We start from the raw sequence: 20,853 nt of genomic DNA, 5'->3' as shown, positions 1-20,853 counted from the left end.
CTCCCGGCGACCATGCCGCCGCTCCGTCGGTGGTGCCGCATGCTAGGAACATGGCATGGCCGAGTCGTTCCGCACCACCTCCTGCGCCAGCCACGGGCATCCCGAGTTCACCGTCGTTTTCACCGAGCCGCAACTGACCGGCATGGAGACCTGGTTGCTGTCCTACTTGGAATCCACCGTCGCGGCGGGCACGCGATACCACCCTGGCGAGACGATCCGCATCGGCTGGAATCTGGTCCGGGTACGCGGCCGCGACGACGGCACCCTGGGGCTGGCCGAACGCACCGATGCGCAGAATTGGGTCGAGCAGGTCGATCGCACCCTGCGTGACGTCTGGTTCCAGCGCGAAGTCGCGGCCGGCGTCGGCCTGGCCGACCAGCTCGACTTTCCCGGCGAGGATCAGCAGGCGATCGTCTCGTCGTGCGGGCTCGAGTCGCCGGTGCTGGTGCTGGCCCGCACCGCGACGAAGGACCCGGATTCCTCCGGTTGGTCGGTCGAGTGCTTCGAAGACCACGCGCACCGCGCGTCGTACTACACCACCCTGCTCGAACTGGCCGCCGCCATGCCGTTCGCGGTGCAGTTCTTCGCCCTTCCGGTCGCGACGACGGTGCTGATCGAAAGCCCCGAGATCACGCCGACCGGCGCCATCCGGCCCCACATCGTGGACGCGGACGGCGTGGAACTGCCCCCGATCCCCGGCTCTTACCTGGACTACCTGGTCAACGGTTCGCCGAACGATTAGCCGGACGTCGCGAGCAGATCCGCCACGATGGCGCGCGCGGTCGCGACCCCCGACTCATCGCCCATCTGACGGGCGGTGTGCGCCGCGCCGATCACGGCGTCCAGTTCGAACGCCACGGCATCGGCCGTGCGGCCACCGAGATGCCCCTGCTCTTGGGCCCGGCGAATCTGCTCCACCAAGAACGCGAGCCAGTCCCGGCGGTCTTCGGCGATGGCATCGCGCACCGCGCCCGGTCTGCTGTCGAACTCGGCGAGGGTCGCTACGCGGAAACATCCACCGGGGAACGCCGGCTGGACCACCTGACCGATCCAGCGCTCGACCAGGGCGCGCAGGCGCGGGAGTCCGGCGGGCTCACTCAGGCTCGGCGTGATGACCTCATCGATGAAGACCTGGCGCGCGGACTTCACCGCCGCGATCTGCAAGCTCTCCTTGCTGCCGAAGAGGGTGGCGATCCCGCTCTTGCTCAGTCCCAGATCTGTGGCCAATCGGCCGATACTGACGCCGTTCAACCCTTCGACGGACGCCACGTCGGCGGCGCGGCGCGCGATCGACGCCCGCGCCCGAGCGCCTTTCGCCAAGCGCTGATCGGTGCCGCGGGGCGGGTCGCCCGCGGTGACGGACTCGGTCATGACCTCATTCTTCCACTCCACTGTTGCACATACGAACGTATGGTCGTACTTTAAGTGAACGAACGATCGTGCGTTTTGTTTCCCTGCTACCAAGGACTTCTCATGACCGACGCGTCCGTGCGGCTCGACAGCCCGCCGACCGCACCCGCGGCTACCCGCACCTTGCTGATCGCCTGCGGCGCGGCATTCATCGCTTTCCTCGATCTCTCGGTGGTCAACATCGCCTTCCCCTCGATCGCGCGGGACTACCCCAGCACGGCCACCACCACGCTGACCTGGGTCGTCAGCGGGTACGCGGTCGCCTTCGCCGCGCTGCTCACCCCGGCCGGACGCTTCGCCGACGCGCTCGGACGCCGCAGGCTGTTCCTCGGCGCGCTGGCCGGTTTCGCCCTCACCTCCCTGCTGTGCGGGCTCGCGCCGACCGCGGGCTGGCTCATCGCGGGCCGGGTACTGCAAGGAGGCACCGCGGCGCTGATGGTGCCGTCCGCGCTCGGCTTGGTACTGGCCGCCACCCCGCGCGAAAAGATCGGCGCGGCCATCGGAGCCTGGTCGGCCGCGGGCGGGTTCGCCGCGGTGGTCGGCCCCGCGCTCGGTGGCGCGCTGGTCGAAGGATTCGACTGGCGAGCGGTCTTCGTGATCAACGTGCCGGTGGCGCTGCTGCTGATCGCGGCGGCAGCCCGCATTCCGGCCGTGGAGGGCCGTCCGTCGGGCGGCGGGTTACCCGATCCCGTCGGCACCCTCGCGGTCGCGCTGGGTCTCGGCGGACTGGTCGCGGGCGTCACGGAGGGGCAGCGCTGGGGCTGGACCTCGGTGGGGACGCTGACCGCGCTGATCGGCGGTGGCTTGCTGGTCGTCGCCGCGCTCGCCCGTTCGGCGCGCCAGCACGATCCCGCGATCGCGGTGGAGCTGTGGCGCAGCAAGTCGTACGCGCTGGCCAACGCGACCTCGTTCGTCTTCGGCGCCGCCATGTTCGCCTGGCTGCTGGCGGGACCGCTGTTCCTGGACGCGATCTGGGGTTACTCGGTGCTCGGCTCCGCGGGAGCGATGACGATCGGGGCGGTGGCGTCGATGGTGACGGCGACCGTCGCGGGCCGGGTCGGCTCGCCCGTCGTCAGGCGATGGCTCGGCGTGCTCGGTGCGTCGATGTTCGTCGCGTGCACCGTGTGGATGAGCACGGATGCCTTCGGCGCCACGCCGAACCTGTGGGCGGCGTGGATTCCGGCCGGGGTGCTCGGCGGTGGCGGCATCGGCTTCGTCGTCACGGTACTGGGCACCGCGTCGGCCAGTTCGCTTCCGCCCCAGCAGTTCGCCGCCGGGACCGGCATGAATCTGACCGCGCGGCAAGTGGGCGGCGCACTCGGTGTAGCCGTACTCGCCGCCGTGTTCGCGGCCCGTCCCGACGATCCGCTCGGCGCGTTCCACACCCTCTTCGCCGTGTGTGCGGGCATCGCCGCCGTGGCCGCCTGCCTGGCCGCCCTCCCTGCCCGCACCCCGTCATTCTCTTCCGAAAGCTAGGAAACACAGTGAGCGACAACACTCTTCGCACCGAAGCCAACGATCCCCTGGTGCTGCCGCCCGAAGAACAGCGGCGTCTGCTCGCCGACGCCCCCTGGCAGCGCTACGCGGTGCTCGGCGACTCCATCGCGCAAGGCGTCGGTGACCCCAGCCCCGGGTACGAACCGGTGGGCTGGGCCGACCGCGTCGCGGCCGTGCTCACCACGGTCCGCCCGGATCTGGCCTACCTGAATACCGGCCGGATCGGCGCCACCTCCGCCCAGGTTCTGGCCGAACAGTTGCCCGGCGTGCTCGAATTCCGGCCGGATCTCGTCCATCTCAGCTGCGGCGGCAACGACCTGTTCCTGCCCCGCGGCGATCTCACCGAACTGCGGACGAACCTGGACACGATGTTCGCCACGCTGGCCCGCACCGGAGCGCAGATCGTTACCTTCACCCTGGCCGATGTCTGGGAAGTCGAGCGCATGGCGCCGATGCGTCCGATGCGCGAGCGGATGGCCCAGCTCAACGACCTGACCCGCGAGCTCGCCGCCCGCTACGACGCGCTGCTACTCGAACTCTGGGACCACCCGCTGCGCCTGCGGCCCGACCTGATGAGCGCCGACCTCATCCACTTCAGCATGAGCGGCCACGCCGTGCTCGCCTCGGACATGGTGCGCACCCTGGCCGACCACGTGCTCGCGCCCCGCTGATTCGGTCACGATGCCGCACCGTCCGGTCCGTAGCGGTCGAGCAACTCGGCGCCGAGGCGGGCCAGTTCGGCGCGCACCTCGGCAGGACCGAGGACCTCGATCGAGGCGCCCCAGCCGGCCAGCTGCTGGGCGAGCATCCATGCGGTGGGGGCGGTGACGCGGACCCGGATGCGACCGTCGTCGGCCGGGCCGTCCACGACGCAGTTCCTGCCCTGCTGGTCGCGCAGGACCGGCAGCAGGCGTTCGGAGATCAGCACGGTGGCGGCGGTGGCGGCGCGCCGCCGCTCCATTTCTTCGACCACCTGCGCCCAGGCGGCGGTGAGGTCGAAATCGTCCGGGCGGTGGGCCGGATCGCCGGTGAGCGACGCCTCGGCGACCCGGTCGACGCGAAACGTGCGCTGGCCCCGCTCGGTTCCCGCGACCAGGTACCAGACCGCATCCTTGTCCACCAGTCCCCAGGGATCGACGAGACGCTCGGACGGCTCGCCGGTGCGATTCGCGTAGCGCAGCCGCACCTTGGCACGCTGCACGACAGCGCGTTGCAGCAGTGCCACCACCGGCGGCAACTCCCGGTCGGTCGCACCCCAGCGCGCCGGATCGATCACCACGGCATCGGCGGCCGCCTGCGCGTCGCCCCGAAAGGTCTGCGGCAGCGCCCGCACCAGCTTGCGCAGCGCCGACTTCGCCTCCGGCACCGCACCGGCGGAGGGGCCGGCCAAGAGGAACAACGCGCGGGCCTCCCCCGCGGTCAGCCCGCTCAGATCCGTGCGCGCACCGCCCACCAGCGACCAGCCGCCGCCGCGCCCGGGCTGCGGATACACCGGCACCCCGGCCGAAGAGAGCGCTTCGAGATCCCGGCGCGCGGTGGCGACCGAGGTCTCCAGCTCCGCCGCGACCTGCGCGGCCGTCACCCGACCACGGGTCTGCATCATCAGCAGAATCGCCACCAACCGGTCCGCTCGCATGCGCGCAATTCTGCCGTCAAAAGTGCTCATTCGGTGCGCACTTTTGCTCGGATGATGGTTCTACAAGCACAGAACACAACGACTCGAAGGAGAACCACCATGCTGCGCGGAATGGCGACGAGCACCTTCTACGCCGACGATCTGGAGGCCGCCAAGGACTGGTACACCGAGTTCTTCGGCGCCGAGCCCTACTACCACGTGCCCAACGGCTACTACGAGTTCCGCATCGGCGACTACCAGCACGAATTCGGCATCGTGAACCGCGCGTACGCCCCGGCCGGAGCGCGCAACGCGCCCGGCGGCGCGATCGTCAACTGGCACGTCGACGACCTGCGGGCGACGTTCGACCGGCTGCTGGAACTCGGCGCGACCGTCTACGACCCCATCACCCCGCGCGGCAACGGCGAGGGCTTCGTCACCGCCGCCGTGGTCGATCCCTTCGGCAACGTTCTCGGCCTCATGTCGAACCCGCACTACCTCGCGGTTCTCGCCGAGACCGGTCCCGCGTAGACCGGAGAGGGGCAGACCGTCCCGGTGGTGTCAGGGCCGGAACCAGCGCTCCAGCACGGTGGCGACGCCGTCGTCGAGGACGTGGCCGGTCACTTCGTCCGCGAGATCACGGACGTCCGTCGGCGCGTTGGCCATCGCGACCGAATGTGCTGCCCAGCGCAGCATGTCCCGATCGTTGTAACCGTCACCGATGGCCAGCGTCGCCTCGTCCGGCACACCGAGGGCGATGCGGAGCTGTTCCAGCGCCCACCCCTTCGACACGCCCTGCCGGGATACGGTGAGCCACGGCCCATACTCGCCGTGCACCCAGCTCGCACCCGGCACTTGCAGGGAGCGCAGCGCGAGCAGCATCTCCTCCAGCGAACCGTCCGGCAGCCAGCCGTTCAGCCGCGGGGTCGGCTCGCTGCTCAACGCGTGGTGGTCGACGAGCAGGTACTCGCCCAGGGAGAACTCGCCGGGACCGGCGCCGGTGGCCCAGGTACCGATGCCGACCTTTTCCACGGCGAAGATCATCGCCGGGAACAGCGCGCGCAACGCCATGATCGCCGGCGCGGGGTCGAAGGACTGGATCGCGACCGGTTCCCCCCTGGCCACGTCGATGTGCACGGCTCCGTTCGAGCACAGGGCATGTCCTTCGAGCAGGCCGAGTTCGGTGAGCACCGGACGGGTGGTCAGCAGGGTGCGTCCCGTGGTCACCACGACATGCGCGCCCGCTGCCACGGCCGCGCGCACCGCCGCGACCACCCGCGTACTGATCGGTGTTCCCGTGTCCAGCAGCGTCCCGTCCACGTCCAGCGCGATCAGCTGGGGACCCCCGGATGCCATCAACCCATTGTGCCTCGGCGGCGGCGCACCCGTCGCTGATTCCGGCGTGCCGAGACCCGCTCGCGCGCTGGTCAATTGGGCGTCCCCGCCCGCACAGCTACCGACCGCGGGCTCCACCGCCGCCCGCACCTCCGGCACCTCCCCCGGACGACCCGCCCGACGACCCACCCACCGAACCGGAACGGCCCCGCGATCCGCTGGACGACGAAGCGCCCGTGGAGTTCCCGGTCGAGTGACCACCCGCCGACGACGAACCGCCCGGACGCCCGCTCGATGAGCCGCCGGTCGAGGGCGAACCGCCCGCCGACGAGTTGCCCGCCGACCCACCGTTGGACGAACCGTGCGTCGAGGAATTGCCCGCCGACCCGGCCGACGACGACCCGGCCGAAGACGACCCGGCCGAAGACGAAGCGCCCGACGACGAATCACCAGCCGACCCACCGGAGGATGCACCGTGCGTCGAGGAATTGCCCGCCGACCCGCCCGAAGACGAACCGTCCGACGACGAATTGCCCGCCGACCCACCAGAGGACGCACCATGCGTCGAAGAATTGCCCCCCGGCCCGGCCGAAGACGAACCGCCCGACGACGAATCACCAGCCGAGGATGAGCCGTGCGTCGAGGAGGCGCCTGCCGACCCACCCGGCGATCCGTTCGCGGAGGAGTCGCTCGTCGATCCACTGCTCGAGGGGGTTCCGCCGGAGGAGGAGCCCCCCGTGGACGCGCCCGCGGAGGAGGACGAATTCGAGCCCGAGCCGCCGTGCTCGCCCGCGCCCGTACCGGTGCCCGGTGCGTCGGACGTCCCGGTCGACGGATTGCCCGGTGCGCTCCCGCCGGACGCCGGACCGGGCGCCGCCGGCGTCGAGCCGTTCTGCGGGGCGGGAACACTGGAGCCCGGCGGCGTCCCGGTTCCGGGCGCGGGCGGCTGACCGGGTACCTGTCCCGGCCGCCCGGGCTGACCAGGGGTCGCGGGAAAGGGCGGCTGCCCGATGTCCCCGGGTGCGGGGCGGACGACCGGTGCGAACGGCAGCGGATTCACGAAGTAGGCGGGATCGCCGTATCCCCGGTAGCGCAATCCGCCCGGGGCGCAGCAGTTTCGCGGGTCCCGATGCGAGCCGAGCCGCGACTCCGCCACCGAAGGTCCATAACCGGCGCCGCGTACGGCCGGTGTGATGAATCGGGTATAGGCGGAGGTCCGTTGCGCGAGCAGGGCCCGGCCCGAGTTCCAGGTGGTGGCGGACATCGCGGACCAGGCGTCGGCGAGCTGCTCGTTTCCGACGTCGACCAGCAGGCTGTCGGCCGGCACACCGAGGTCCGGCAGACGCTCGAGCAGCGGCGACAGCTCGGGAACCGTAGGTCCGCCGAAGACCGTGACCGCCGACATGGCGACCGCGGAGACCACCGCGGCACTGGAGAACACCGCCACCCGCGGCGCGGTGGATCGGCCGTCCGAGGCGCCGAGCGCCATCGTGCGCGCCGCCATGAGGGCGGCGCCCGCGGCGGTCGCCTGCCCCGGGTCCGCCGAGATCAGCACGGGGGGACCGAGTTCGGCGAGCGTCCGCGCCACCTCCGCGGGACGCGACGCCCCTCCCACCAGCAGAATCCGGCCGATATCGGACAGGGTGATCCCCGCTTCCCGCACGCACTCGCGAACCAGTTGAAGCGAGTCCTGCACGTGCGCTGTGCGCAACCCGTCGATATCGACGATGGACGTCATCGACAATCCCGCGGCCCCGGGCTTCACGTCCGGTGCGTAGCGCGCGATCATCGACCCCAGCGGCCTGCCGCCGAAGTCGTAGGAGCGCACCGGCTTACCGATCATCGGATGGTTGTCCCAGTCGGGACCGACCCGCACGATGCTCACGTCGAGGCTGGTGCCCCCGAGGTCGTAGATCAAGACGAAGCCGGTTTCCAGCGGGCCGTACTCGTGCTCCAGCCATTCCGCGGCCGCGACGGGTTCGGGTACCAGGAGCACGTCGCCCGCCCCGGATAGGTCCAGCGCCTGGCGCAGCAACGCGACCCGCTTGTCGGAGTACACGGCGGGATAGGTGGTCACGACACCCGCCTCGGACGCGCCCGGCTCGACCGCGCGGAGTTCGCCGACCACCGCGGCGACGAGATTGGCGGGCGACCAGATGCGTCCGCCGACGATCACCGCCTCCGGATCACGGGCGAGATCGGCGAAATCCGTGACCGCCATGCTGAACTGCGCGATCCCGCCCAAGCGCAGCCCACCCGCGCTGTCGAAGGTCACCGCGGTGCGTCGAGACCGCACCGCCGGACGCGGTCGGTCCGCACTGACCGAAGCCGTCACGGAGTTCACTGCACCAATGCTGAAACCCAGACCTGTAGTCATTCGCTATCCCGTCAACGCACCGTGACCACGTCCATCACATGGCGTTCCCCTGTGGCCGCGGTCGTCTTCCAAACAGCCACCACAGGTTAGCTGTTTCGGGTTCATACGGATGCGCAATTGATACGGATCGTTCTACTTTCAGCAATAATCGTCCGAAATGCCAGGTAGATACGAGTCAGCATGGGCGTCCAGGCCACTCGACACCGCGAATCAACCTGCGCTCCCGCGGATTCCGCTACCGCACAGCGATCACGAAATATCGAAGCCAACCAGACCGAACGCCGGTTTAGCGGGCGAAAAGCACACCGGGGGACAGACACCAACCGATCGGTGACCAGATGCTTGCCATAACTGCGCATTTCGGTCGATCAACCACTTCCGGAAGTCGCATGACACATCAACTAGATGTCCGATACTCGCCAGCGTCGAGGTGCGGGTCCGGCTTGACTCGATAGCGGTCCACCACGGAGGTGAGATCGCGAGAGTGGAGAGGGAATCGAACGATGGCAACACGGTTCGCGGAGCAGGTCGTACTGATCACCGGCGCGACCTCGGGTGTGGGCAAGGCGGTGGCGCTGCGGGTCGCGAGTGAAGGCGCCGCGGTCGTGCTCGGCGCCCGGGGCAAGGACGCGGGTGACCAAGTGGCCGCCGACATCCGCGCGGCAGGTGGCCGCGCGCTGTTCGTGCCGACCGATGTCACGGTGGAACAGGACGTCGCCCGGCTGACCGACGCGGCGCTGTCCGAATTCGGCCGCCTGGACGCGGCATTCAACAACGCGGGCGCGGTGTGCGCCTTCGGTCCGGTCGCGGAGATCGATGAGGCGGGCTGGCGCGCCGATCTGGAACTCAATCTCACCAGCGTGTTCTACGGCCTGCGGCATCAGGTTCCCGCGCTCGCGGCCTCCGGCGGCGGCGCGATCCTGAACAACGCCTCGAATCTCGGCGTGGTCGGCATGGGTTCGGTGGCGCCGTACGTGGCGGCCAAGCACGGGGTGGTCGGCTTGACCCGGGCCGTGGCGCTCGAGGCCGCCGAGCAGGGAGTACGGGTGAACGCGCTGGTCTCAGGGGCTGTCGACACCCCGGCGTTCCGGAATTCCATGGGCGCGACGCCCGAAGGAGAGGCCGCCATCGCGGCGCTGCACCCGGTGGGCCGCATCGCGACGCCGGAGGAGATCGCCTCGTTCTGCGCCTACTTGCTCAGTGGCGAAGCCAGTTTCGTCACCGGCGCGGCGCTGGCCATCGATGGCGGATTCACCGCACGCTGACCCGCCGACCTGGAGACCGCCTCGAGATACCGGCGCGCGGCCCGGGGTATCTCGAGGCGGGGTTCGTCAGGCGCGAGCCAGCAAGCGGCGGACTCGGCCGGGGCGGGCTTCCACCGCTCCCGTGGCTCGGACCGCCGGCTGCCGCAGCCGCACCATGCGATCGAATTCCGCTGCGGTACCGGCGGGTTCGGGCAGGCGCCCCGCGTTGAAGTCCGCGGCCAGCTGCCGCACCGTCTCCTGCGCGCAGGATTTGTTGGTGCCGATGAAGCCGGTGGGCCCGCGCTTGATCCAGCCGGTCACGTAGGTGCCGGTGACGACGGCGCCGTCCGTGCGCTCCAGCACCCGGCCCTCCTGGTTCGGGATCACCGCGGCCTGCTCGTCGAACGGCAGGCCCGGCACCGCGACGCCGCGGTAGCCGACCGAGGTGAGCACCAGTCCCGCGTCGAGCCGATCGGTCTGCCCGGTCGGCACGGCGCGAACGCGGCCGTCCGGATCGGTGACGAGTTCGGTGCGGCCGATTTCGAGTCCGGTCACCCGATCGGTCCCGTGGATCTCGGTGGGCGCGGCCAGGTAGCGGAACACGATGCGCTTGCGCTCCCCCACCGGCCGGGTGCGCACGCTGTGCAGCAGCCGCAGCTTCTGTTCGACGTGGAAGGGCAGTTCCGCGCCGAGTTCGGGCAGCTCACCCTCGACCACGATGTCCACATCGCAGCCCAGCAGGCCGACGAATTCCGGCACGGTGAAGGCGGATTCGAGAGGACCGCGCCGACCGAGCACGACCACTTCCTCGATCTTGCTCTCGCGCAACGCGCGCAACGCGTACGGCGCGATGTCGGTGCCCGCCAGTGTCGCGGGGTCACAGGTCAGCACGCGCGCGACGTCGAGCGCGACATTGCCGTTGCCGACGATCACCGCGCGCCGGGCGGACAGGTCGAAGGCATGGTCGACGTGATCGGGATGGCCGTTGTACCAGGCGACGAAATCGGTGGCCGACACCGTGCCCGCCAGGCCCTCACCCGGAATGCCGAGTTTGCGATCCGACGACGCGCCGACCGCGTAGATCACGGCGTGGAAATGGTCGAGCAGCTCGGCGTGCGAAATGTGCGCGCCGACCTCGACATTCAGGTATGAACCGAATCCCGGCTGCGCGGAGATGACGTCGAACAGCTCGCCGACCTTGCGGGTCTTGTCGTGATCCGGCGCGACGCCGTGCCTGGCCAGGCCGTAGGGCACCGGCAGCCGGTCCAGCACCGTGACCGACACGTCGGGCTGGGTCAGCAGTTCGTCGGCGGCGTACATCGCCGACGGCCCCGATCCCACGATCGCCACCCGCAGCGGCGTGCGCTCGGTGTGGATCCGCGCCGCGGGCACCGGTCGCGCCAGCAGCGGGCGCGGCCGGGCCTGCCGGTAGAAATCGGCGTTGATCTCGATGAACGGCTTCTGCTCGGAGGTCAGCTTCTTCGCCGACACGATGGCGTCGACCGGGCACGCGGTGGCGCAGGCGCCGCAGTCCACGCACGCCTTCGGGTCGACGTACAGCATCTCCGCCGTCCGGAAGTCCGGTTCGTCGGGCGTGGGATGGATGCAGTTGACCGGGCAGGCGTACACGCAGGACGCGTCGCTGCAGCAGGATTGGGTGACGACGTACGGCATGCCGGCTCAGGCGACCTTGCTCGCGGCGCGCAGCGGTTCCGACCGGTACCGCGTGCTGGGACCGTCGATCCCGAGCGCCTTCCAGACCGCCTTGGCGACCGGGTTCATCAGCCCGATGTCCTTGGCCAGGGCGCGCACGTCGCAGAAGTAGTCGCTGAAGACCCGCTTGGCCTCCTTCGAACCGAAGAACAGCTCTTTGCGGACCTCGTCCGGGATGCCGAACTCGGTGAAGAACGACCGCGGCGGAGTGACGATCGCGCGGCCGAGAATCCACATGACGAGCGGCATGGCCAGCGAGAGGACGAACTTCTGCGCGGGCTTCGCCTCCGGCACGTGGTTCTTCAGGAACTCGTGCGCGAAGGAGATGTGCCGCGCCTCCTCCGCGACGTGAATCGCCATCACGCCGCGCATGATCGGGTGCACGTCTTCGCCCGAGCGCAGGATCTGCTTCTGGATGTGGTCGATCGGCTCCTCACCGGCCAGCACGGCCATGAAGAACAGGTTCGGGAACCAGGCCGCGACCGGGGCGCCCAGGTACTTGAACTTGCTGACCAGCGGGCCCATGCCGGGCACGTCCAGCCCGATGCGGTTGACCATCTCCTGGAACATCAGGGTGTGGTTGTGCTCCTCGATCATCTCGTGGGAGCAGTACCGGAACTCCGGCGAACCGTTCGGCAAGCCGAAGTTGTGGATGACCATGCCACTGATCAGGATCGACTCGAACTGCAGGCCGACCTTGGCGATATTCGCCTGCCGGTATTTGCCGACCGCGATCTTCTGTTCCTCGGACAGCGCCTGATACCAGGGGTGGCGGGCCACGGTATCGGCCGACTCGGGCAAAATCCACCGCTCCTCACCGGCGTCGGCGGCGAAGTCGGGATTATCCCAGTCGATGTCCTCGAAGGGGTCGAAGTGCTTGTTGACCGATCCCTCCGACAGCAGCAGCAGCTTCGCGGCGTACTCCTGCGCCTTCTCCAGATCGGGATCGACTGCGGGTGTCACGGCTGCAGACATCGTCGTCACTGCCCTCTCCTCGATGGAACCGTTTAACTGTATCCCATAGTTACACCAACGGAGAGTCACGTCAACCCAACAGTTGCTAGGGCCGCCCGGCGGCGCGCGCCCTCATCACGCGCACCGCCGGACGGCCCCTGTTCTTCCCGGACCTCGCCGGAGCCCTAACTCACCAGCACCCCGTCACCGGCCGCCAAGAGGGAGGTCCCGAAACCGAAGACCGCCGACATGCTCGTCACGACGACCACCCGGCCCAGCCGCCGACGGGTCCGGCGCGACAGCATCAAGGCTCGTGTAGCAGCACGCCGACGGGTGCGGCGGCGCCGGACCCGGCGCTGTTCGGCCACCACCTCGGCCGCGACCGCGGTCCTGCGGCCGATGATCGCGGCGCCGTCGGCGGTGGTTCGCTCCGGGTCCGCGCCCGCGATCACCGGCCTGGCCAATTCCGCCGCGAGGACCTCGGCCACCTCCGCCGGGCGCGCCGCGCCGCCGACCACCAGGACTCGATCGACATCGGCCATGGTGACATCCGCGACCCGCAAGCAGCGGTAGACCACTTCGAGCGACTCCCGGACGTGCCGGGCGCGCAGTTCTCCGGCGATCGTGTCGGCGACCGACTCGGAGACCGAGGACGAGGACAGGCCGGGTCCGGCGTGCTCGGCGATCAAGGCGCCGAACGCGCGTCCGCCGAATTCGGTCGAACGCAACGGAACGCCGACGATCGGATTGCGCGGACATCCCGCGCCCACCCGGACCAAGGTGACGTCGAGCCCGGCGCCGCCCAGGTCGTAGACCAGCGTGAGTCCCGGCATCAGCGGACCGCGATCGGCTTCCAGCCAGGCCGCCGCCGCGACGGGTTCGGCGACCAGGGCGACCTGCGTGAGTTCGACGCCGTCGAGCGCCGCCCGCAACGCGTCCACCTGCTCGTCGGCGTAGCGGGCCGGATAGGTCACCGCGATACCGAGGCCGGTTCCACATTCCGGATGGTCCCGCACCACCTCGTCGATCAGGCACTTGGCCACCGTGGCGACCAGGTCCGCCGGTGCGAGCGCGCGGTTGCCCACCCGCGCCCATGTGCTGGAACGCTGCGTGAGATCGGCGAATTCGGTGACCGCGCGCCCGTGCCGGGGAATCATGCCGACCCTGGCCACGCCGGTGCTGTCGAAGGTCAGCGTGGTCCGGCGCGTGATGGGCTGCGCCCGCTGCTTTTTGCGTCGCCCCGGCGGAGCCTTGGCCGAACCTTCCTCCGCGAGAACGGAAACCGTGTTCACCGTACCGATGCTCAACCCGAGACCAACCGCCATCGCAATCCACCCGATCGCCGTGCCGATTTGCTTCGAACGTCGTTTAGGCAACCACCCCGCGATCTTCGTGCCAAGTCCGGACATCCGATTGTCCGCAAGCCGCCTGTGCTCGACCGGGCCGTTTCCGCGCTCGCCGACGCGCTCACCTGGCCCACCAGCGCTACACATTCCGTCCAGTCGGATTTCCTTGCGACACGCGGGGATAGGTCGTGCCCGGCAGAAGTTTGCCGGTTTCCGGTTCCCGCCCCGAACTTTCCCCGGCGAAACCTCTGCACATGGGGAGACTCCCCTTGACGAGTCCACACAGTTCGGTGCGGGCGATTAGCCGATGGCGTGGACACCGGACCGCCGCCAGCCGTGGACACCACCATCGCGTGCTGGGCCCGACACACGATCACCTCGCGACGACCGCATCGGGCCGCCCTCGACGCTCGGGCGGGCCTCCGTACCGCAGCCCGAGCGAAGAGAGCCCTCGCCCAAATGTCAGCGACCGCAGCAACTTCTCAGCGCAGCTGACCGAAAAACCTCAGTGGGTGGGAAGTTCCGGAATCCGGGTGGCGCGAACGTAGACCGTCTCGCCGTCCGAGAGCCGCAGCGCTTCGGCGTCGCCGCGGGTGACCTGAGCGGAGAACAGGTCACCGGTCGCGGCATTGCGCAACTCCACGCGTACTTCGAACCCGAGATGGACCACACGCTCGACCGTCGCCCTGGTGACACCCGCCGAGTCCGCGGTGCCCTCGTGCTCGGCGAGCGCCATGCTGGGGTCACGGCCCACGCGAATGTCGTGTGGCCGCACCAGATGTCCGTTGAGCCGGGCCACCGCGCCGAGGAACGACATGACGAACTCGTTGGCAGGCCGGTCGTACACGTCCTCCGGAGTGCCGATCTGCTCGATGCGGCCCTTGTTCATCACCGCGATCCGGTCGGCGACGTCGAGCGCCTCCTCCTGGTCGTGGGTGACCAGCACGGTGGTCACATGGACCTCCTCGTGCAGCCGGCGCAGCCAGGTCCGCAGGTCGGCACGGACTTTGGCGTCCAGCGCGCCGAACGGTTCGTCCAGCAGCAACACCTGCGGATCGACGGCGAGCGCGCGGGCCAGCGCCATGCGCTGCCGCTGACCGCCCGACAGCTGGGCCGGGTAGCGGTGCTGGAAGCCGTCCAGTCCCACGATGCCGAGCAATTCGTCGACGCGCTTGCTGATCTCGTGCTTCGGGCGCTTGCGGATCTTCAGGCCGAACGCCACGTTGTCGCGCACGGTCATGTGTTTGAACGCCGCGTAGTGCTGGAAGACGAAGCCGATGTCGCGCTTCTGCGGCGCCACCCGGGTGACGTCACGTCCGGCGATGCTGACCACACCGGAATCCAGCGATTCCAGTCCGGCGATCGAGCGCAGCAGCGTCGATTTGCCCGAGCCCGAAGGACCGAGCAAGGCGGTGAGCTCGCCGGAGGGGATGTCGATGGTCACGTTGTCGAGGGCCGCGAACGTGCCATAGTTCTTGTTCGCGTTGGTCACGGTGATCACTTGGTGCCCCGCTTACGTTCGAGGATGGTCATCAGCAGAAGGGTGACGAGGGCGATGCCCATCAGCAAGGTCGCGGCGGAGTAGGCGCCGAAGGTGTTGTGGTCGTTGATGTACCGGCCGTGCACGAGCAACGTCAGCGTCTGCGACTTGCCCGGCAGCGCGGAGGAGACCATGATCACGGCGCCGAACTCACCGAGCGCGCGGGCCACGGTGAGCACCACGCCGTAGGTCAGACCCCACCGGATCGCGGGAAGCGTGATCCGCCAGAACGTCTGCCACTTCGACGCGCCCAGGGTGGCCGCGGCCTGCTCCTGGTCGTCGCCGATCTCGTGCAGCACCGGCTCCACCTCGCGCACCACGAACGGCAGCGTGACGAAGATGGTGGCGATCACCATGCCCGGCAGGTTGAAGATGACCTTGAAGCCCAGTTCTTCCAGGCCGCCGAACCATCCGCCCGCGCCCCACAGCAGGATCAGCGAGACGCCGACCACCACGGGCGAGACCGCGAACGGCAGGTCCACGATGCCCTGGACCAGGTTGCGGCCCGGGAACTTTCCCCGGACCAGCGCGAGCGCCGTCACGATGCCGAAGATCACGTTCACCGGGACGGTGATCGCGACGATCAGGATGGACAGCTGGAACGCCGAGATCGCCGCGGGCGTGGTGATCGAGTCGGCGAACGCGCCGATCCCGCGCTCGAATGTGCGATACAGGATGATGACCAGCGGCAGCACCAGCAGCACCAGCAGGTAGCCGAGCGCCACCGTCCGCAACGAGATGCGGGTCAACGGATGCAGATTCATCGGGCCGCCTGCTCCTTGCGCGCGCTGCGTTCGGCGAGCAGCCGCAGCACGAGCAGCGTCGCGAACGAGATGGCCAGCAGCGCGACCGACACGGCCGCCGCGTTCACCGGCCGGTCGATCTCGATCTGCTTCTGGATGTACTGGGAGGCCATCTCGGTCTTGCGCGGGATGGCGCCGCCGATCAGCACCACCGAGCCGTATTCACCGATCGCGCGGGCGAAGGCCAGGCCGCCACCGCTGATGATCGCGGGCGTCAGGGCGGGCAGCACGATACTGCGGAACGTGGTCCAGTTGTTCGCGCCCAGTGAGAGCGCGGCCTGCTCGACCTCGCGGTCGGCCTCGATCAGCACCGGCTGCACCGAACGCACCACGAACGGCAGCGTGACGAACGCCAGCGCGACCACCAGGCCCGGCTGGGTGGCGTTCAGGTGGATGTCGATCGGGCTCTGCGGACCGTACAGCGAGAGCAGCACGATGCTGGCGACGATCGTCGGCAGCGCGAACGGCAGGTCGATCAGCGCGTTGACGACGCTTTTGCCGGGGAACTCGTCACGGACCAGCACCCAGGCGATCAGCGTGCCCATCACCACATTGATCACCGCCACCACCACCGAGACCAGCACGGTGATGCGCAGCGAATCCAGCGCGGCAGGCGCGGTGACGGCGTCGTAGAAGCCGGACCACCCGTCCTCGAAGCTCGTCACGGTGAGCGCCGCCAGCGGCAGCAGCACGATGATGCTCAGCCACAGCACCGCGGTGGCGATGCCGAGCGGGCCCACCGAGCCGGTCACGCGCAGCCACGACCAGTGCCTGCCGCGGGCCGGGCGCGCGGGGTCGGAGACGCCGGGACCGGTCTGCGCGGTCCCGGCGTTACTGCTCTCTGTCACAGTCGTCCAGTATCCGGTGTAACGGGGGTCACCCGGTCACTTGGTCGCGTTGTCGTAGATCACGGCGACCGAGCCGGTGTTCGGAGTGAACAGCTCCTTGTCCACGGTCTTCCAGCCGCCGAGGTCGGCGATCGTCCACAGTTTCTGCGGGGCCGGGAAGTCCTTGGCGTAGTCGGCGGCGATCTTCGGGTCGACCGGACGGAAACCGGCGGCGGCCCAGGCCTGCTGGCCCTCGGCGGTGAACAGGAAGTCGCGGAAGGCGACGGCCTTCTGCTGGTTCTTGCTGTTCTTCAGCACCGCGACCGGGTTCTCGATCTTGAACGTGACCGGCGGGACGATGTGCTCGATCGGGTCGCCATTGCGCTCGGCGAAGATCGCCTCGTTCTCGTAGCTCAGCAGCACGTCACCGGTGCCCTGCAGGAAGGTCTCGGTCGCCTCGCGGCCGGACTTGGGCTGCACCTTCACGTGGTCCTTGGAGACCAGCTTGCTCAGGTAGTCCAAGCCCGCCTGCGGGTTCTTGCCGCCGTCACTCTTGGCCGCGTACGGCGCGAGCAGGTTCCACTTGGCCGAACCGGAGCTGAACGGGTTCGGGGTGACCACCTCGATGCCCGGCTTCAGCAGGTCGTCCCAGTCCTTGATGCCCTTCGGGTTGCCCTTGCGCACGACGATCGCGACCACCGAACCGAACGGGATGCCCTTGGTGGCGTCGGCGTTCCAGCTCGCGTCCACCAGGCCCGCGTCGACCAGACGGGTGACGTCCGGTTCGACCGAGAAGTTGACGACGTCGGCCTCGGCCCCGTCCTTCACCTTGCGGGACTGGTCGCCGGAGGCGCCGTAGGACTGCTGGATCTGGACGCCCTTGCCCTGCTCGGTCTTGTTGAACTCGGGGATCACCTTGTCGAAGCCGGGCTTCGGCACGGCGTAGGCATACAGGTTGAGCGTGCCGCCGCTGCCGTCCGCGCGGTCTCCTCCGGTCGTGTCGCTGGCTCCGCCGCCGCACGCGGTTAGCGCGACCGCCGCGAGTGCGGCGAGGGCAACGGCGCTGTAGCGTCGACGCGGCGAAAGCCAAGATTTGCGAGCCATCGAAGTGGACCTTTCCTGCGGACCGCCAGTTGTCCGGTAATACATCGGTGGCGGCGACCATCTGTTTGATTCAGCAGACCTGCCGATCGGGCGATACGGCAGCGGCGCGACTAGCGGCCACAACGGGCCGTTGGGGAAGGGCAGGCACATCTGCGCAAAGCGCGCCGGTCTACTGGGAAACGAGACGCGGACGTACCCGGTTGCCGATCAGCGACAGTAGATGTCCGCGACCGCGAGATCACCGACAGCAATCAACGCCAATTCATGGCGGACCTGCGGCACGGCGCTCGAAGACACGGGCAGACTTTATCAGAGCCGACGACGGAGTTCGAATCGAAGAGTCCCAGGAAGAGGGCGGTTTCATCCCACGACCAACGGTCCCGATCGGGTACGCGCCCAGTTCCACCGCATCAGTACCCGCAGGTGGAGCGCCATGCCGACCGCACCGCGCTGGTTACCTCGGGGTCACTGGGCGGGGCCGGACGTGGTGCTGCGCACACTGCCGGGATTGCGAGCCGACCTTCAGCGGGCGATCAACCAGGCGACGACGATGAGCACCAGCAGGGCGACGAGGGCGAGCTGAACCCGCGACCGAGGCATCAGCGCACCCCGCTCTGCACCGGGGTGCGCTGCTCGGGTTCGAGCATCACCGGCGCGCCGGCCGGGGCCGGCCGCACCGGCGAAGGGTGGGCGCCGTACCGGCGATCCAGGATGCGCAGGACGGCGCGCAGCACGCGATCGAGCCCGTAGGCGATGGCGAAGCTGATCGGGACCATGCCGACGAGGACCACGAGGAACTGCGGAATGAACGGCAGCCCCGCGACCCACAGCTCGAAGCCGTCCCACCAACCTGCGATGCGATGCACGGCTCCAGCCTAGTCGGTTCGCCTTCCGGCTCCACGAGTCCGTCGGCCACGGCGGCGCAGTGGGGAAGCCGCGCGGTGGACGCCGGGCGCCCATCGGCCCGAAGATTGGGGTATGGCGTCCTCCGATGACCTCACCCTCAACGACTCCGACGGCTTGCCGACGAGCTTGGCCGAGCCCACGGGCGAGACCTACCCGCACCGTCACGGCGCCTACCCGCCGATCGACGACTACGCCTTCCTGTCCGACTGCGAGACCACTTGCCTGGTCGCCAGCAACGGCGCGGTGGAATGGATGTGTGTGCCGCGGCCGGATTCGCCGAGCATCTTCGGGGCGATGCTGGACCGCAGCGCGGGTCACTTCCGGGTCGGTCCCTACGGCGTCAACGTGCCCGCCGCGCGCCGCTACCTGCCCGGCGGGATGATCCTGGAGACCACCTGGCAGACCGACACCGGCTGGCTGGTCGTGCGCGACGCGCTGGTGCTCGGGCCCTGGCACAACAACGATCAGCGCAGCAAGACCCATCGGCGCACCCCGATGGACTGGGATGCCGAGCATCAGCTGCTGCGCACGGTGAAGTGCGTGAACGGGACGGTGGAGCTCGAGGTGAGTTGCGAGCCCGCGTTCGACTACCACCGGGCCACCGCTCGCTGGGAATACACCGGCAAGGTGTACGAGGAGGCGACCGCGGTGCGCAGCGACGATCCGAGCGCCGGGCCGACGCTGGTGCTCACCACCGATCTCCGCCTCGGACTCGAGGGCAGGGAGGCGCGCGCCCGCACCAGGATGAAGGAGGGCGACGAGGTGTTCGTCGCACTCACCTGGTCGGAACTGCCCGCGCCGCGCACCTTCGAGGAGGCCGCCAACAAGATGTGGCAGACCACCGAGTGCTGGCGCCAGTGGATCACCCTCGGCAAGTTCCCCGATCACCCGTGGCGCAACTACCTGCAGCGCAGCGCGCTCACCCTCAAGGGCCTCACCTATGCCCCGACCGGCGCCCTGATGGCCGCACCGACCACTTCCCTGCCGGAAACTCCTGGTGGAGAACGCAATTGGGACTACCGCTACACCTGGGTGCGCGATTCCAGTTTCGCGCTGTGGGGTCTGTACACCCTCGGTCTGGACCGAGAGGCCGACGACTTCTTCGCGTTCCTCAACGACGCGACCACCGGCGAGAACGGCGAGCCGGTGCCGCTGCAGGTGCTCTACGGCATCGGCGGCGAACGACAGCTCGACGAGATCATCCTCGATCACCTCGGCGGCTACGACCAGTCGCGGCCGGTGCGCATCGGCAACAACGCCTACCGGCAGGACCAGCACGACATCTGGGGCACCATGCTCGACGCGGTGTACCTGCACGTGAAGTCGCGCCAGCAGGTGCCGGAGACCTTGTGGCCGCTGCTGGTCCGCCAGGTGCACGCCGCCATCGAGAACTGGAAGGAGCCCGACCGGGGCATCTGGGAGGTGCGCGGCGAGCCGCAGCACTTCACCTCGTCCAAGGTGATGTGCTGGGTCGCGCTGGATCGCGGCGCGAAACTCGCCGAGCTGCACGGCCAGTACGAGCACGCCGAGGAGTGGTACGCGATCGCGGAGGAGATCAAGGCCGACGTCCTGGCCAACGCCGTCAACTCCGAAGGCGTGTTCACCCAGGTCTACGGCGGCGACACCCTGGACGCCTCGCTGCTGCTGGTGGTGCTCACCCGTTTCCTGCCGCCCGAGGACGACCGCGTGCGCGCCACCGTGCTGGCCATCGCCGACCGGCTCACCGAGAACGGCTTGGTGCTGCGGTACCGGACCGAGACCACCGACGACGGTTTGAGCGGCACGGAAGGGGCGTTCACCATCTGCTCCTTCTGGCTGGTCTCCGCGCTGGTCGAGATCGGGGAGATCCAGCGGGCCCGGCACCTGTGCGAGCGACTGCTCGGCTTCGCCAGCCCGCTGCGGTTGTACGCCGAGGAGATCGATCCGCGCAGCGGCCGTCACCTCGGCAACTTCCCGCAGGCGTTCACCCACCTGGCGTTGATCAACGCCGTCACCCACGTGATCCGCGCCGAATCTTCCCGGCACGCGGGCCGATTCCAGCCCGCGCACACACCGCAAGGTCATCCGGTCTGATACTGGGAGGCCCCGATCCGACACCTCAGGGGCACCCGGTCTGATATCGGGACGCCCCGATCCGACACCGCCGGGGCACCCGGTCTGATACTGGCAGTCCCCGATCCGA

The 20,853-nt window shown here is 69.1% G+C and carries 20 protein-coding genes; 7 read left to right on the top strand and 13 right to left on the bottom strand.

The genetic code is table 11. From position 1 onward, the window contains the following. Positions 1 to 55 precede the first annotated feature (55 nt). Entirely contained in the window at positions 56 to 742 is a 687-nt protein-coding gene (locus ACZ6DL_RS15350; RefSeq protein ID WP_466051529.1) for a hypothetical protein, read from the top strand. On the opposite strand, the gene ACZ6DL_RS15345 is transcribed toward ACZ6DL_RS15350, so the two are convergent. Next, entirely contained in the window at positions 739 to 1,371 is a 633-nt protein-coding gene (locus ACZ6DL_RS15345; RefSeq protein ID WP_466051527.1) for a TetR/AcrR family transcriptional regulator, read from the bottom strand. The genes ACZ6DL_RS15350 and ACZ6DL_RS15345 overlap by 4 nt on opposite strands. A 102-nt stretch (positions 1,372 to 1,473) precedes the next feature. Between ACZ6DL_RS15345 and ACZ6DL_RS15340 the strand changes: the two genes are divergently transcribed. Further along, on the top strand, positions 1,474 to 2,886 hold the full coding sequence (locus ACZ6DL_RS15340) for an MFS transporter (RefSeq protein ID WP_466051525.1): 1,413 nt from the start codon (positions 1,474 to 1,476) through the stop codon (positions 2,884 to 2,886). 8 nt (positions 2,887 to 2,894) lie between these two features. Continuing rightward, on the top strand, positions 2,895 to 3,578 hold the full coding sequence (locus tag ACZ6DL_RS15335; protein ID WP_466051523.1) for an SGNH/GDSL hydrolase family protein: 684 nt from the start codon (positions 2,895 to 2,897) through the stop codon (positions 3,576 to 3,578). A gap of 5 nt (positions 3,579 to 3,583) precedes the next feature. Here the strand turns inward: ACZ6DL_RS15335 and ACZ6DL_RS15330 are convergent, their stop codons facing one another. Then, positions 3,584 to 4,543, bottom strand: a complete 960-nt coding sequence (locus ACZ6DL_RS15330) for a helix-turn-helix transcriptional regulator (protein WP_466051521.1) — start codon at positions 4,541 to 4,543, stop codon at positions 3,584 to 3,586. A 99-nt stretch (positions 4,544 to 4,642) separates the two neighbouring features. Between ACZ6DL_RS15330 and ACZ6DL_RS15325 the strand changes: the two genes are divergently transcribed. After that, entirely contained in the window at positions 4,643 to 5,053 is a 411-nt protein-coding gene (locus ACZ6DL_RS15325; RefSeq protein WP_466051519.1) for a VOC family protein, read from the top strand. A 30-nt stretch (positions 5,054 to 5,083) separates the two neighbouring features. On the opposite strand, the gene ACZ6DL_RS15320 is transcribed toward ACZ6DL_RS15325, so the two are convergent. Next, the gene (locus tag ACZ6DL_RS15320; protein ID WP_393235492.1) at positions 5,084 to 5,878 is read right to left on the bottom strand and encodes an HAD hydrolase family protein; all 795 of its coding nucleotides are present in this window, start codon (positions 5,876 to 5,878) and stop codon (positions 5,084 to 5,086) included. A 97-nt stretch (positions 5,879 to 5,975) separates the two neighbouring features. Further along, positions 5,976 to 8,201, bottom strand: coding sequence for an Hsp70 family protein (locus tag ACZ6DL_RS15315; RefSeq protein ID WP_466051517.1), 2,226 nt, complete (start codon positions 8,199 to 8,201; stop codon positions 5,976 to 5,978). A 536-nt stretch (positions 8,202 to 8,737) separates the two neighbouring features. Here ACZ6DL_RS15315 and ACZ6DL_RS15310 point away from each other — a divergent pair. Beyond that, positions 8,738 to 9,499, top strand: coding sequence for an SDR family NAD(P)-dependent oxidoreductase (locus ACZ6DL_RS15310; protein ID WP_357955886.1), 762 nt, complete (start codon positions 8,738 to 8,740; stop codon positions 9,497 to 9,499). Between the two features lie 66 nt (positions 9,500 to 9,565). Here the strand turns inward: ACZ6DL_RS15310 and ACZ6DL_RS15305 are convergent, their stop codons facing one another. From ACZ6DL_RS15305 to ACZ6DL_RS15270, 8 genes are all read right to left on the bottom strand, one after another. After that, positions 9,566 to 11,152 (bottom strand): FAD-dependent oxidoreductase, encoded by a 1,587-nt coding sequence (locus ACZ6DL_RS15305; RefSeq protein ID WP_466051515.1) that lies wholly within the window; start codon positions 11,150 to 11,152, stop codon positions 9,566 to 9,568. Between the two features lie 6 nt (positions 11,153 to 11,158). Then, the gene (locus tag ACZ6DL_RS15300) at positions 11,159 to 12,175 is read right to left on the bottom strand and encodes an AurF N-oxygenase family protein (RefSeq protein ID WP_466051513.1); all 1,017 of its coding nucleotides are present in this window, start codon (positions 12,173 to 12,175) and stop codon (positions 11,159 to 11,161) included. Between the two features lie 155 nt (positions 12,176 to 12,330). Continuing rightward, a complete protein-coding gene (locus ACZ6DL_RS15295) occupies positions 12,331 to 13,437 on the bottom strand; it encodes an Hsp70 family protein (RefSeq protein ID WP_466051511.1) in 1,107 nt (368 codons plus the stop codon). Between the two features lie 559 nt (positions 13,438 to 13,996). After that, a complete protein-coding gene (locus tag ACZ6DL_RS15290; RefSeq protein ID WP_040865543.1) occupies positions 13,997 to 14,992 on the bottom strand; it encodes a sulfate/molybdate ABC transporter ATP-binding protein in 996 nt (331 codons plus the stop codon). Next, on the bottom strand, positions 14,989 to 15,795 hold the full coding sequence (cysW, locus tag ACZ6DL_RS15285; RefSeq protein WP_466051509.1) for a sulfate ABC transporter permease subunit CysW: 807 nt from the start codon (positions 15,793 to 15,795) through the stop codon (positions 14,989 to 14,991). The genes ACZ6DL_RS15290 and cysW overlap by 4 nt, the downstream gene beginning before the upstream one ends. Beyond that, positions 15,792 to 16,592, bottom strand: coding sequence for a sulfate ABC transporter permease subunit CysT (gene cysT / locus ACZ6DL_RS15280; protein ID WP_174315480.1), 801 nt, complete (start codon positions 16,590 to 16,592; stop codon positions 15,792 to 15,794). The genes cysW and cysT overlap by 4 nt, the downstream gene beginning before the upstream one ends. A gap of 126 nt (positions 16,593 to 16,718) precedes the next feature. Beyond that, entirely contained in the window at positions 16,719 to 17,765 is a 1,047-nt protein-coding gene (locus ACZ6DL_RS15275) for a sulfate ABC transporter substrate-binding protein (protein WP_466051507.1), read from the bottom strand. A 207-nt stretch (positions 17,766 to 17,972) separates the two neighbouring features. Then, positions 17,973 to 18,062, bottom strand: coding sequence for an Ms4533A family Cys-rich leader peptide (locus ACZ6DL_RS15270; RefSeq protein ID WP_312038717.1), 90 nt, complete (start codon positions 18,060 to 18,062; stop codon positions 17,973 to 17,975). Positions 18,063 to 18,198: 136 nt separating this feature from the next. On the opposite strand from ACZ6DL_RS15270, the gene ACZ6DL_RS15265 reads away from it, so the two are divergent. After that, a complete protein-coding gene (locus ACZ6DL_RS15265; protein WP_466051504.1) occupies positions 18,199 to 18,348 on the top strand; it encodes a hypothetical protein in 150 nt (49 codons plus the stop codon). Positions 18,349 to 18,364: 16 nt separating this feature from the next. On the opposite strand, the gene ACZ6DL_RS15260 is transcribed toward ACZ6DL_RS15265, so the two are convergent. Further along, on the bottom strand, positions 18,365 to 18,631 hold the full coding sequence (locus ACZ6DL_RS15260; RefSeq protein ID WP_466051502.1) for a hypothetical protein: 267 nt from the start codon (positions 18,629 to 18,631) through the stop codon (positions 18,365 to 18,367). 112 nt (positions 18,632 to 18,743) lie between these two features. Here ACZ6DL_RS15260 and ACZ6DL_RS15255 point away from each other — a divergent pair, with 112 nt between their 5' ends. After that, positions 18,744 to 20,744 carry a glycoside hydrolase family 15 protein gene (locus tag ACZ6DL_RS15255; RefSeq protein ID WP_466051500.1) on the top strand — a complete coding sequence of 667 codons (2,001 nt, stop codon included), beginning with the start codon at positions 18,744 to 18,746 and terminating at the stop codon, positions 20,742 to 20,744. Positions 20,745 to 20,853: the final 109 nt, after the last annotated feature.

Source organism: Nocardia sp. NPDC041819 (assembly GCF_055590505.1).
This window is presented reverse-complemented; position numbering and strand designations above follow the sequence as displayed.

Excerpts from the sequence above, each read along its gene's own strand:
- ACZ6DL_RS15330 (WP_466051521.1), bottom strand. The coding sequence starts at position 4,543 with ATGCGAGCGGACCGGTTGGTGGCGATTCTGCTGATGATGCAGACCCGT.
- ACZ6DL_RS15350 (WP_466051529.1), top strand. The coding sequence starts at position 56 with ATGGCCGAGTCGTTCCGCACCACCTCCTGCGCCAGCCACGGGCATCCC.
- ACZ6DL_RS15265 (WP_466051504.1), top strand. The coding sequence starts at position 18,199 with ATGCCGACCGCACCGCGCTGGTTACCTCGGGGTCACTGGGCGGGGCCG.
- ACZ6DL_RS15320 (WP_393235492.1), bottom strand. The coding sequence starts at position 5,878 with ATGGCATCCGGGGGTCCCCAGCTGATCGCGCTGGACGTGGACGGGACG.
- cysW (WP_466051509.1), bottom strand. The coding sequence starts at position 15,795 with ATGAATCTGCATCCGTTGACCCGCATCTCGTTGCGGACGGTGGCGCTC.
- ACZ6DL_RS15345 (WP_466051527.1), bottom strand. The coding sequence starts at position 1,371 with ATGACCGAGTCCGTCACCGCGGGCGACCCGCCCCGCGGCACCGATCAG.
- ACZ6DL_RS15325 (WP_466051519.1), top strand. The coding sequence starts at position 4,643 with ATGCTGCGCGGAATGGCGACGAGCACCTTCTACGCCGACGATCTGGAG.
- ACZ6DL_RS15310 (WP_357955886.1), top strand. The coding sequence starts at position 8,738 with ATGGCAACACGGTTCGCGGAGCAGGTCGTACTGATCACCGGCGCGACC.
- ACZ6DL_RS15340 (WP_466051525.1), top strand. The coding sequence starts at position 1,474 with ATGACCGACGCGTCCGTGCGGCTCGACAGCCCGCCGACCGCACCCGCG.
- ACZ6DL_RS15305 (WP_466051515.1), bottom strand. The coding sequence starts at position 11,152 with ATGCCGTACGTCGTCACCCAATCCTGCTGCAGCGACGCGTCCTGCGTG.
- ACZ6DL_RS15255 (WP_466051500.1), top strand. The coding sequence starts at position 18,744 with ATGGCGTCCTCCGATGACCTCACCCTCAACGACTCCGACGGCTTGCCG.
- ACZ6DL_RS15275 (WP_466051507.1), bottom strand. The coding sequence starts at position 17,765 with ATGGCTCGCAAATCTTGGCTTTCGCCGCGTCGACGCTACAGCGCCGTT.